This window comes from Pseudomonas sp. NY15463 (assembly GCF_048068415.1).
GTDB classification, from domain to species: domain Bacteria; phylum Pseudomonadota; class Gammaproteobacteria; order Pseudomonadales; family Pseudomonadaceae; genus Aquipseudomonas; species Aquipseudomonas mosselii_C.
Map to the genome: position 1 here is coordinate 209,824 of NZ_JBLUQD010000004.1, position 12,199 is coordinate 222,022.

Annotated in this window: 8 protein-coding genes; 7 read left to right on the forward strand and 1 reads right to left on the reverse strand. The window is 65.2% G+C overall.

From position 1 onward, the window contains the following. Positions 1-57: 57 nt before the first annotated feature. The 7 genes from ACNFIC_RS11730 (at position 58) to yccS (ending at position 11,290) form a co-directional block, all read left to right on the forward strand. Complete coding sequence (locus ACNFIC_RS11730; RefSeq protein ID WP_416781053.1) at positions 58-1,854, forward strand: acyl-CoA dehydrogenase; 1,797 nt, start codon at positions 58-60, stop codon at positions 1,852-1,854. A gap of 30 nt (positions 1,855-1,884) precedes the next feature. Next, positions 1,885-3,327: a TldD/PmbA family protein gene (locus tag ACNFIC_RS11735; protein ID WP_416781054.1), complete on the forward strand. Its 1,443-nt coding sequence runs from the start codon at positions 1,885-1,887 to the stop codon at positions 3,325-3,327. Further along, entirely contained in the window at positions 3,327-4,655 is a 1,329-nt protein-coding gene (locus ACNFIC_RS11740; RefSeq protein ID WP_416781055.1) for a TldD/PmbA family protein, read from the forward strand. Before ACNFIC_RS11735 ends, ACNFIC_RS11740 begins: the two co-directional genes overlap by 1 nt. Before the next feature lie 99 nt (positions 4,656-4,754). Further along, positions 4,755-6,182 carry a multidrug transporter subunit MdtD gene (mdtD, locus tag ACNFIC_RS11745; protein ID WP_138219202.1) on the forward strand — a complete coding sequence of 476 codons (1,428 nt, stop codon included), beginning with the start codon at positions 4,755-4,757 and terminating at the stop codon, positions 6,180-6,182. A 110-nt stretch (positions 6,183-6,292) separates the two neighbouring features. Further along, the gene (gene dbpA / locus ACNFIC_RS11750; RefSeq protein WP_240791745.1) at positions 6,293-7,630 is read left to right on the forward strand and encodes an ATP-dependent RNA helicase DbpA; all 1,338 of its coding nucleotides are present in this window, start codon (positions 6,293-6,295) and stop codon (positions 7,628-7,630) included. A 127-nt stretch (positions 7,631-7,757) separates the two neighbouring features. After that, entirely contained in the window at positions 7,758-8,939 is a 1,182-nt protein-coding gene (locus ACNFIC_RS11755) for an NAD(P)/FAD-dependent oxidoreductase (protein ID WP_138219204.1), read from the forward strand. A 167-nt stretch (positions 8,940-9,106) separates the two neighbouring features. Then, positions 9,107-11,290, forward strand: a complete 2,184-nt coding sequence (yccS, locus tag ACNFIC_RS11760) for a YccS family putative transporter (RefSeq protein ID WP_138219205.1) — start codon at positions 9,107-9,109, stop codon at positions 11,288-11,290. 57 nt (positions 11,291-11,347) lie between these two features. On the opposite strand, the gene ACNFIC_RS11765 is transcribed toward yccS, so the two are convergent. Then, positions 11,348-12,085 (reverse strand): substrate-binding periplasmic protein, encoded by a 738-nt coding sequence (locus ACNFIC_RS11765; protein ID WP_138219206.1) that lies wholly within the window; start codon positions 12,083-12,085, stop codon positions 11,348-11,350. Positions 12,086-12,199 lie beyond the last annotated feature (114 nt).

The window sequence follows — 12,199 nt, forward strand, 5'->3', positions numbered from 1 at the left end:
CTTCAGGCGTATTACGGCTCGCTAGACTTCGAGGCACCCCGCCCCAGGACCGCCCCCATGCCCGAGACCCTGCTCAGCCCCCGCAACCTCGCCTTCGAGCTATACGAAGTCCTCGACGCCGAAGCCCTGACCCAGCGCCCGCGCTTCGCCGAGCACAGCCGCGAGACCTTCGACGCTGCGCTTACCACCGCGCGCACCATCGCCGAGAAATACTTCGCCCCGCACAACCGCAAGGGCGACGAGCACGAGCCGCGCTATGTGGACGGCCGCGCCGAGTTGATCCCCGAAGTGAAACCGGCCGTCGAGGCGTTTCTCGAAGCGGGCTTTCTCAATGCCAACCGCGACTTTGACGTGGGCGGCATGCAGCTGCCCAGCCTGGTGTCGCAAGCCTGCTTCGCCCACTTCCAGGCGGCTAACGCCGGCACCACGGCCTACCCGTTCCTGACCATGGGCGCGGCCAACCTGATCGAAAGCTTCGGCACCGACGAACAGAAACGCCTGTTCCTGCAACCGATGATCGAAGGCCGCTACTTTGGCACCATGGCCCTGACCGAGCCCCATGCCGGCTCCTCGCTCGCCGACATCCGCACCCGCGCGCAACCGGCAGGCGATGGCAGCTACCGACTCAAGGGCAACAAGATCTTCATCTCCGGCGGTGATCACCAGCTGTCGCAGAACATCGTGCACATGGTCCTGGCCAAGCTGCCGGACGCTCCACCCGGGGTCAAAGGCATCTCGCTGTTCATCGTGCCCAAGTACCTGGTCAACCCGGACGGCAGCCTAGGAGCCCGCAACGATGTGCTGCTGGCCGGGCTGTTCCACAAGATGGGCTGGCGTGGCACCACGTCTACCGCGCTGAACTTCGGCGACAACGGCCAGTGCGTGGGCTACCTGGTGGGCCAGCCGCATCAGGGCCTGGCCTGCATGTTCCAGATGATGAACGAGGCGCGCATCGGCGTGGGCATGGGCGCGGTGATGCTCGGCTACGCCGGCTACCTGTATTCGCTCGAGTACGCCCGCCAGCGCCCACAAGGCCGCCTGCCGGACGACAAGGACCCGCAAAGCCCAGCGCTGCCGATCATCGAGCACACCGACGTGAAGCGCATGCTGCTGGCGCAAAAGGCCTATGTAGAAGGTGCCTTCGACCTAGGCCTGTACGCCGCCCGACTGTTCGACGACACCCACACCGCGGCAGATGACGCCGCGCGCAGCCAGGCCCAACAGTTGCTCGACCTGCTGACCCCAATCGTAAAATCCTGGCCCTCGGCGTACTGCCTGAAGGCCAACGAACTGGCGATCCAGATACTCGGCGGCCACGGCTACACCCGCGAATACCCGGTAGAGCAGTACTACCGCGACAACCGTCTGAACCCGATCCACGAAGGCACCGAGGGCATCCAGTCGCTCGACCTGCTGGGGCGCAAGCTTGCGCAAAACAACGGCGCTGGGCTCAAGCAACTGATCCGCCTGATCGCCGTCACCTGCGAGCGCGCCAGCCACCACCCGGCCCTCGACCCGCTGCGCCAGCCACTGGAGCAACTGGTCAATCGCCTGCAAACGGTGACCCTCGCCCTGCTCGGCGACCTGGCCCAGGGCAAGGTCACAAGCGCGCTGGCCAACTCGGCGCTGTACTTGAAAGCCTTCGGCCACTGCGTAATCGGCTGGCGCTGGTTGGAACAGGCGATTCACGCCGAGCTTGGCCTGCTCAAGGGGCATGACCGCGACTTCTACCAGGGCAAGTTGCAGGCCGCGCGTTATTTCCTCACCTGGGAAGTACCGCCCTGCCATAATGACCTCGCATTGCTCGAAGCGCGTGACGACACGTGCCTTGGCATGCAGGAGGGGTGGTTCTAGGGGGAGCCGCCGCGTACCGGAGGTTCCCGCATGTTCGATTCCAGCGGCCTACTGCGCCAGCGCTTCGCCGCGCTGCGCAGCACCGCCGAGCTGTTCTCGCTTCGCCATGTGAAGCAATCGCACCAGTCGTTGTCGGTTCGGCGCAACGTCGCCGAACCGCCGCACTTCAGCCAGGACGAAGGCGCCATGCTCACCGTGCGCGTCGACGGCGTCGAGGCCTACGCGGCCACTGCCGACCTGTCGCAAAGCGGATTGCAGCATGCACTGGAGCAAGCCGAAGCCTTGGCCCGGCGCATCAAGCGCCACAGCCTGCTCGACCTGAGCGGCCAGTCAGTCTCCAGCCAGCGCCACGATCACCTCTCGCCCAACCTTGACCGCGCACTACCGAGCCTTGCCGACTGCCTCGAACTGCTCGCCGCAGAATCGGCCAGCGTGCCGAAGGACGCGCGTCTGGTGGACTGGCAGGCCAGCCTGGGGATCACCCGGGTCGAGCAGACCTACCTGAACTCCGTCGGTGCCGAACTGCGCCACGCCCAGCGCTTCATGTTCCCCGGCCTTGGCGTGACCGCAAGCGATGGTCAGGACAGCCAGAGCCGCACCTTGGGCCGGGACAATTTCGGCCAGCAGGGTGGTTTCGAAGTGATCGAGCGCTGCGGCCTGGTCGGCGCGGCACGCCGGGTCGCCGACGAGGCCCTGCAATTGCTGCTGGCGCCCAACACCCCGAGCGGCGTGCGCGACCTGCTGCTGATGCCCGACCAGATGATGCTGCAAATCCACGAGTCCATCGGCCACCCGCTGGAGATGGACCGCATTCTCGGTGATGAACGCAACTACGCCGGCACCAGCTTCGTCAAACCTGCCGACTTCGGCCACTTGCAGTACGGCTCGGCGCTGCTCAACGTGACCTTCGACCCCGGCATCGGCGAAGAGCTGGCCAGCTACAGTTTCGATGACGACGGCACCCAGGCCAGCAAGCAATTCCTGATCCGCGACGGGCTGCTGGTACGCCCGCTGGGCGGTGCGCTGTCGCAATGGCGTTCGGGGCTCGATGGCGTGGCCAACAGCCGCGCCTGCGGCTGGAACCGTGCGCCCATCGACCGCATGGCCAACCTCAATATCGAGCCGGGCGAGCAAACACTGGCGCAACTGATCGGCGCTATCGAGCACGGCATTCTGATGCGTACCAACCGCTCGTGGTCCATCGATGATGCGCGCAACAAGTTCCAGTTTGGCTGCGAGTGGGGCCAACTGATCGAAAACGGCGAGCTCAAGGGCGTTGTGAAAAACCCCAACTACCGCGGCATTTCCGCCGACTTCTGGCGCAACCTGTCGGCGGTGGGCGACCGCAGCACCTTCCAGGTACTCGGCACACCCAACTGCGGCAAGGGCGAACCCAACCAGGTGGTGCGGGTCGGCCATGCCTCGCCAGCCTGTGTGTTCCGCCAGATCGACGTATTTGGAGGGGACGCCTGATGAGCATCTATCAGCAACGCTTCGAAGACCTGCTCGGCGCCCTGCGCGATGCACTGCAACCTGGCGAGCAGTTCACCCTCGGCTACAGCGCCGAGCAGTCACAATTCGTGCGCCTGAACCATGCCAAGGTGCGCCAGGCGGGAGAAGTCAGCCAGGCCAGCGTGCAACTGCGTCTGGTCAATGAGGGGCGCCAGGCCGAACAGCAGCTCACCCTGGGCGATGATCCCGAACTGGACCGCCAGCGCCTGTTCGAGGCCCTGGCACAACTGCGCCAGACCCTACCGCTGCTGCCACTCGATCCGTACCTGAGCCTGGATGAAAGCCCCTGGCACAGCCACAGCCTGCACGCGCAGCCGTTGCCCGAGCTGGACGAAGTGCTGGCGCTGGTCGAGCGCGAGGCAGGCGACCTAGACTTGGTCGGCATCTACGCCGCTGGCCCCATCTGTCGAGGCTTCGCCAGCTCGTTCGGGGCGTTCGGCTGGCACCAGGCCAACAGCTTCAATTTCGATTGGAGCCTGTTCCACGCCGACGGCCAAGCGGTCAAGGCCAACTACGCCGGCCAGACCTGGAGCAGCGAAGCCTTCGCCGCACGCCTGCGCCAGGCCCGCGAACAACTGCAGCACCTGGGTCGCCCGGCCATCACCCTCAAGCCTGGCAGCTACCGGGCCTACCTGGCACCTGCGGCCATGGACGAAATCACCGGCATGCTCTGCTGGGGCGGTTTCTCAGCCCAGGACCTGGCTACCGGCAACAGCCCGCTGCAACGCCTGTACAACGGTGACGCCCGGCTCAGCCCGCAGGTGACGCTCAGCGAGCAGGTCAGCGGCTCACTGAGCCCGGCGTTTTCCGACGAGGGCTCGCCGCGCCAGGACCTTTGCCTGATTGCCGAAGGCCAGGCGCAGCAACGCCTGGTCAGCGCCCGCAGCGCTGCCGAGTTCGGCCTTACCGCCAATGGCGCGGACAGCTACGAGTCGCCCTGCGCCCTGAGCCTGGCAGCCGGTAGCCTGCCGAATGATGAGGTCTTGCAGCGCCTGGGCACCGGCCTGTACATCAGCAACCTGTGGTACCTGAACTACTCAGACCTGCCCGCCGCGCGCATGACCGGCCTGACCCGCTTCGCCACGTTCTGGGTGGAGAACGGCCAGATCCAGGGCCCGGTAAGCACCATGCGCTTCGACGACAGCCTCTATCACCTGCTGGGCAACCAGCTGGAAGCACTGACCTGCGAGCGCGAGATGATCCTGTCCACCAGCACCTACGGCCAGCGCAGTACCGGGTCGAGTCATCTGCCAGGAGCGCTGGTCAAAGGTCTGACCCTGACGTTGTGAATGGCAGGGCCGACCCCTTCGCCGGCGAACCCGCTTCCACAGGGTTGCTGATGAACCTGAAGGGGCCGGCACCGGACAATCGAGAACCTGAGGTAACCCATGCCCGACCGCGCCAACCTGGACCCCATCACCGCACGCTGGCTGCCCTGGGTGGTGGCCATCGCTTTTTTCATGCAGTCGCTGGACGGCACCATCCTCAACACCGCGCTGCCGGCCATGGCCCGCTCGCTGGCCGAAGACCCACTGCGCATGCAGGGGGTGATCATTGCCTACATGCTCACCGTGGCCTTGCTGATCCCAGCCTCGGGCTGGATCGCCGACCGCTTCGGCACCAAGCGCATCTTCTTTGGCGCAATCTTGCTGTTCAGCTTCGGCTCGCTGTTGTGCGCCATGGCCAACAGCCTGGGCATGCTGATCTTCGCCCGCATCGTACAGGGCCTGGGCGGTGCGCTGATGCTGCCGGTCGGGCGACTGGTAGTGCTGCGCGCCTACCCGCGTACGGAGCTGGTGCGGATCATGAGTTTCATCACCATCCCCGGCCTGCTCGGCCCGCTGCTGGGCCCGACGTTGGGCGGCTGGCTGGTGCAGATCCTGAGCTGGCACTGGATCTTCCTGATCAACCTGCCCGTCGGCGCACTGGGCTGCTACGCGGTGTGGAAGTTCATCCCCGACCTGCGCGGCGCCGAGCGGACGCGCTTCGACGGCCCGGGCTTCCTGCTGTTCGGCGCGGCGATGGTGCTGATCACCATCGCCATGGAGGGCCTGGGCGAGCTGCACCTGCCACACCTGCGGGTGATGTTGCTGCTGTTCGCCGGCATGGCCTGCCTGGCCGCCTACTGGCTGCGTGCAGGCCGCGACCCCGAGCCGCTGTTCTCACCCTCGCTGTTCCGTGTGCGGACCTTCGCCATCGGCATTCTCGGCAACCTGTTCGCCAGGCTCGGCAGCGGTGCCCTGCCGTTCCTGGTGCCGTTGCTGCTGCAAGTGGCGCTGGGCTACTCGCCTGCCCAGGCCGGCATGAGCATGATCCCGCTGGCCGCGGCGGCGATGCTCGCCAAATCGGTGGCACGGCCATTGATCGAGCGCCTGGGCTACCGCATCGTGCTCACCGGCAACACCCTGCTGCTCGGCATACTGCTGGCCAGCCTGGGGCTGGTGACCGAACAGACGCCCTATGCGCTGCTGCTGGTGCAGTTGGCGTTGCTGGGTGCGGTGAACTCGATGCAGTTCACAGCGATGAACACGGTCACCCTGATCGACCTGGACGACGCCAGCGCCAGCAGCGGCAACAGCCTGCTGTCGGTGGTCGCGCAGTTGTCGCTGAGCCTGGGCGTGGCCTGCGCGGGTGCACTACTGGGTGGCTTCACGGCGGCGGGCAATGCCGATGGGGTAGAGACCACGCTGGGGGCGTTCCAACTGACCTTCGTGACTATCGGGGTGATGGCCATGCTGGCGGCAGCGATCTTCCTGCAACTTTCGCCGACGGACGGAAGGCGTGCCCGTCGTCCGGAAGAACACGTCGAGTCGTAGGGCGAATGGCCGCGAGGCTGGTAGACTGTGCGGCATTTTTCGCTTCGCAGCAGGCCCGCCCCGTGACCGTTGAAACCACCGCCTTTGCCACCCTCCCGCTGTCCACCGCCATGCTGGCCAACCTGGATGCGCTGGGCTACACCTCGATGACGCCGATCCAGGCGCAGAGCCTGCCGGTCATTCTCAAGGGGCAGGACCTGATCGCCCAGGCCAAGACCGGCAGCGGCAAGACCGCCGCCTTCGGCATTGGCCTGCTCAACCCGATCAATCCTCGCTACTTCGGCTGCCAGGCGCTGGTGCTGTGCCCGACCCGCGAGTTGGCCGACCAGGTCGCCAAGGAGCTGCGCCGCCTGGCCCGGGCCGAGGACAACATCAAGATCCTCACCCTCTGTGGCGGCGTGTCGCTGGGCCCGCAGATCGCCTCGCTGGAGCACGGTGCGCACATCATCGTCGGCACCCCAGGACGCATCCAGCAGCACCTGGACAAAGGCACCCTGTCGCTCAGCGGCCTCAACACCCTGGTGCTCGACGAAGCCGACCGCATGCTCGACATGGGCTTCTTCGATGCCATCGCCAGCATCATCGGCAAGACCCCGTCGCGCCGCCAGACCCTGCTGTTCTCGGCCACCTACCCGGCCGGCATCGAGCAACTGGCCAAGGACTTCATGCGCCAGCCGCAGCAGGTCAAGGTCGAGGCGCTGCACAGTGACAGCCAGATCGAGCAGCGCTTCATCGAGATCGACCCGCAACAGCGCCTGGAAGCAGTGACCCGCGTGCTCGGCCACTACCGCCCGCAATCCTGCGTGGCGTTCTGCTTCACCAAGCAGCAGTGCGAGGACGTGGTCGCCCACCTCACCGCCAAAGGCATCGTCGCCCAGGCGCTGCACGGCGACCTGGAACAACGCGACCGTGACCAGGTGCTGACGATGTTCGCCAACCGCAGCAGCTCGGTGCTGGTGGCCACCGACGTGGCCGCCCGTGGCCTGGACATCGACGGCCTGGACCTGGTGATCAACGTCGAGCTGGCGCGTGACGCCGAAATCCACGTACACCGGGTCGGCCGCACCGGGCGTGCCGGCGAGAAAGGCGTGGCGATCAGCCTGGTGGCCCCGGCCGAAGGCCACCGCGCCCAGGCCATCGAAGACCTGCAAAACACGCCGCTGCGCTGGGAACAGCTGGACAATCTCAAGCACAAGGGCGGCGAGCCGCTGCTGCCAAGCATGACCACCCTATGCATCGGCGCAGGCCGCAAGGACAAGCTGCGCCCAGGCGATATCCTGGGGGCGCTGACCGGCGATGCGGGCATTCCGGGCAAACAGGTGGGCAAGATCGCCATCTTCGATTTCGTGGCCTTCGTGGCCGTGGAGCGGGCGCTGGCCAAGCAGGCCATGCAGCGGCTCAACAGCGGCAAGATCAAGGGCCGCGCCCTTAAAGTCCGTATCATTTGAAGTCAGCAAGTTCCCTGTGGGAGCGGGTTTACCCACGAAAGCGGTAGTGGATGCACCATCGCATTCGCGGGTAAACCCGCTCCCACAGGTTTGGCGTTCCCATATCCATTCCAGACAGGTTTACACCGTGCACTCCACCGACGTGATCATTCTCGGCGCCGGCGCCGCCGGCCTGATGTGCGCCCAGCTCGCCGCCCAACGTGGGCGCCGGGTGCTGGTGCTCGACCACGCCAACAAACCGGGCAAGAAGATCCTCATGTCCGGCGGCGGGCGCTGCAATTTCACCAACCTGTACACCGAGCCTGCCAACTTCCTCTCGCACAACCCACACTTCTGCAAGTCGGCGTTGGCTCGCTACACCCAATGGGACTTCATCGAGCTGGTGTGCAAGCATGGCGTGCCGTACCACGAGAAGAAACTCGGCCAGCTGTTCTGCGACAACAAGTCCAGCGACATCCTCGACATGCTCCTGGCCGAGTGCGACACAGCCGGTGCCGAGCTGCGTATGAACACCAGCATCGAGCAGATCGCCAAGACCGACGCAGGCTACACTCTGCACACCAGTGCCGGGCCATTCGCCTGCCAGTCGCTGGTGATCGCCACCGGTGGGCTGTCGATCCCAACCTTGGGCGCCACCGGCTTCGGTTACCAAGTGGCTCGCCAGTTCGGCCACGAACTGCTGCCGACACGCGCCGGGCTGGTGCCGTTCACCATCACCGAGCCCCAACTCAAGGCACTGTGCACAGAGTTGTCGGGCACCTCGCTGGACTGCGTGGCCAGCTGCAACGGGGTGAGCTTCCGCGAGAACCTGCTGTTCACTCACCGTGGCCTGAGCGGCCCGGCAATCCTGCAGGTTTCGTCGTTCTGGGAGGCTGGCGACAGCGTCGAGATCAACCTGCTGCCGGATCGCGACGCGCTGCAATGGCTGCAAGGCCAGCAGCTCGAGCGCCCCAACAGCGAACTCAAGACCGTGCTCGGTGAAGTATTCACCCGCAAGCTCGCGAACCTGCTCGCCGAACAATGGTTCGTGTCCAAGCCGCTGAAGCAATACACACCGGCAGAACTGGCCGAGGTCGCCGAAAAACTGGCGGCCTGGCAGGTGGTGCCGGCGGGCACCGAGGGCTACCGCACCGCCGAGGTCACCTTGGGCGGCGTGGACACCCGCGAGGTGTCGTCCAAGACCATGGAGTCGTTGAAGAGCCCTGGGCTGTACTTCATCGGCGAGGTACTGGATGTGAGCGGGCACCTGGGCGGTTTCAACTTCCAGTGGGCCTGGGCTTCGGCCAACGCCGCAGCGCAGTTCGTGTAGAGTAGAATCCATTCAGCAGCACGGAACGCTTCTTGCTGGTCTGTGCTGGAGCGCCATGCTTCGCGGCACCAGGCCGCTCCTACAGAGGTACGCAATCTCATGTGGAGCGGCCTGGTGCCACGAAAGGGCCTCATCAGGTATTCATCCGCTCACTGCCCAGGGCCATCATGTCATCCAGCTCGTTTCGCCATTCATTGCGTCGCCTGTGGGGTCAAGACAAGTTCAGCTATGCCATCCGGGTGACCATCGCCCTGACCGGCAGCATGGCCTGGTGCTGGTACCAGAACGAGATGAGCCTGCTCATTCCGCTGTTCCTCGGCATCATCGCCAGCGCGCTGGCCGAGACCGACGACGGCTGGCAAGGCCGCCTCAGCGCACTGGCCGTGACCCTGACCTGTTTCGCCATCGCCGCGCTGTCGGTGGAGTTGCTGTTCCCCTACCCCTGGATTTTCGCCGCGTCGCTGGCACTGGCCGCCTTTGGCCTGACCATGCTCGGCGCACTGGGCGAGCGCTATGGGGCGATTGCCTCAGCCACGCTGATTCTCTCGGTGTACACCATGATCGGCGTGGACCAGCGCGGCGGCGAAGTGACCGATTTCTGGCACGAGCCCCTGCTGCTGGTAGCCGGTGCAGGCTGGTACGGCCTGTTGTCGGTACTCTGGCAGGCGCTGTTTTCCAACCAACCGGTGCAACAAAGCCTGGCCAAGCTGTTCTTCGAACTGGGCAGCTACCTCAAGCTCAAGGCCAGCCTGTTCGAGCCGGTGCGCACCCTCGACGTCGAGGCCACGCGCCTTGAGCTGGCCAAGCAGAATGGGCGGGTGGTCGCTGCACTCAACGCGGCCAAGGAAATCATCCTGCACCGGGTCGGCAACAGCCAACCCAACTCAAAGGTCAGCCGCTACCTGAAGCTGTACTTCTTGGCGCAGGATATTCACGAACGGGTCAGCGCCTCGCACTACCCCTACAACGCCCTGACCGCGGCGTTTTTCCACAGCGACGTGATGTTCCGTTGTCAGCGCCTGCTACGCAAACAGGGCGCCTCGTGCCAGGAACTGGCCCGCTCGATCCGCCTGCGCCAGCCGTTCGTCCTGGCCAGCGGCTACCCCGAAGCCCTGGAGGACCTCAACGCCTCGCTGGAGCACTTGCGCATCCAGAGCAACCCGGCCTGGCGTGGCCTGCTGCGCTCGTTGCGAGCGCTGGCCGCCAACCTGGCCACGCTGGACCGGCTCCTCAGCGCCGCCAGCAACCCCGATAGCCTGGCCGACGCCAGCGACAGCAGCTTGCTGGACCGCTCGCCGCGCACCCTCAAGGATGTCTGGACCCGCCTGCGCACCCAGTTCACCCCCACCTCGCTGCTGTTTCGCCATGCGCTGCGCCTCTCGCTGGCGCTGCTGGTGGGCTATGGCATGGTGCACCTGATCCACCCGACCCAGGGCTACTGGATCATCCTCACCACACTGTTCGTGTGCCAGCCCAACTACGGTGCAACACGGCGCAAACTGGTACAGCGCGTGGCCGGCACGGCCATGGGCCTGACGGTGGGCTGGGCGCTGTTCGACCTGTTCCCCAACCCGCTGATCCAATCGACCTTTGCCGTGGTGGCCGGGGTGGTGTTCTTCGTCAACCGCACCACCCGCTACACCCTGGCCACGGCAGCGATCACCCTGATGGTGCTGTTCTGCTTCAACCAGATCGGCGATGGCTATGGGTTGTTCCTGCCGCGTCTGTTCGATACCTTGGTGGGCAGCCTGATCGCCATCCTGGCCGTGTTCCTGTTCCTGCCCGACTGGCAGGGCCGACGCCTAAACAAAGTGCTGGGCAACACGCTGGCCTGCGCCAGCCAGTACCTGCGCCAGATCATGCAGCAGTATGCGCATGGCAAACGCGACGATCTCGCCTACCGGCTGGCCCGGCGTAATGCCCACAACGCCGACGCGGCGTTATCCACCACCTTGGCCAACATGCTCATGGAGCCTGGACACTTTCGCAAGGAAGCCGACGTGGGCTTCCGCTTCCTGGTCCTGTCGCACACCCTGCTCAGCTACCTGTCCGGTCTGGGTGCACACCGCGACACCGCATTACCGACCGAGGTGCATGAGCAGTTGATCGACGGCGCCGGGCAGACCCTGGCCGCCAGCCTCGACGAAATCGCCAACGGCCTGAGCGCACGCCTGCCCGTGGCGATCCACAGCGATGCCGAAGAAGCCCTGGCCAATGCCCTGGAACAGATGCCAGACGAACTGGACGAGCATCAGCGGCTGGTGCAGACCCAGTTAGCGCTGATCTGCCGACAACTGGGGCCGCTGCGCACGCTCGCAGGGCATCTGATCAAGGAAGGGCAGCCGGGCTGAACGGCCGGGCAGGGCGCTGTACGCCGGTTAGCCAGCTCAGCGCCCTAGGCTCTGCGTTCAAAATCCATATTGGTGCATCAGACGCGCGTAGCTGCCATCGGCCTTCATCGCCGCGATGGCCTGCTCGAAGCGCGCAACGATCTGCTGGTGATCGGGATGCTGCAAGCTCACCAGGATATGCAGGCTGTTCTCCCCCAGCGGCGCCTCCACGAAGCGGATGCCATCGCGTACCGACGGCGGTTCGCGCTGCAAGTTGTAGCGCGCAACGTACTCATCCTCCACCGCCAGATCGACCCGGCCAGCCGCCAGCATCCGCACGGCCGAGGAAAAGTTGCGCACCGTCACTTTGTTCAAGCGCGTGTCGCGGTCAAAGGCCGGCGAGTAGGCATAGTCGCGCACCACGGCGATGGTGTAGGGGTACAAGTCAGCCAGGCGCTCATAGGTGAAGCGTTGGTGCTGCTGTTGCAGCAGGCGGATACGGTTGGTGAGGTAGGCGCCAGAGAACTGGCCGATACGTTCGCGCTCGTCGTTGTACCAGGCGTTGACCAACACATCGTAGCGCCCGTCGCCAATGCCCATCAGGGCCCGAGCCCAGGGCACCTCTTCGAATGCCGTGGTGAAACCTGCGCGGTTGAGCGCCGTCGTGACCAGGCTGGTGGCAAGCCCCCCACCCGGCATGCCGCTGTCGCTGAACGGTGGCCAGTTGTCGGCCACCAGGCGCAACCGCTCCTGCGCCAGGGCAGGCACCGCATACAACACGCTCAGTAAGCCAAGAACGCAAAGCAGTGGCCGCATGCTCAAGTCCCTTTGCAGTGGAGGGCCGACGCTGAAGAAGGTGATCCTTACTACCAATCCGCCTTGCAGATTACACAAGCCGACTCGGCTGGGCAGCGGACAATAATGTCATTT

What these genes read in the sequence shown, in the direction of transcription:
- ACNFIC_RS11740 (WP_416781055.1), top strand. Translation starts at nt 3,327, where the DNA reads ATGAGCATCTATCAGCAACGCTTCGAAGACCTGCTCGGCGCCCTGCGC.
- ACNFIC_RS11730 (WP_416781053.1), top strand. Translation starts at nt 58, where the DNA reads ATGCCCGAGACCCTGCTCAGCCCCCGCAACCTCGCCTTCGAGCTATAC.
- yccS (WP_138219205.1), top strand. Translation starts at nt 9,107, where the DNA reads ATGTCATCCAGCTCGTTTCGCCATTCATTGCGTCGCCTGTGGGGTCAA.
- dbpA (WP_240791745.1), top strand. Translation starts at nt 6,293, where the DNA reads ATGCTGGCCAACCTGGATGCGCTGGGCTACACCTCGATGACGCCGATC.
- ACNFIC_RS11735 (WP_416781054.1), top strand. Translation starts at nt 1,885, where the DNA reads ATGTTCGATTCCAGCGGCCTACTGCGCCAGCGCTTCGCCGCGCTGCGC.
- mdtD (WP_138219202.1), top strand. Translation starts at nt 4,755, where the DNA reads ATGCCCGACCGCGCCAACCTGGACCCCATCACCGCACGCTGGCTGCCC.
- ACNFIC_RS11765 (WP_138219206.1), bottom strand. Translation starts at nt 12,085, where the DNA reads ATGCGGCCACTGCTTTGCGTTCTTGGCTTACTGAGCGTGTTGTATGCG.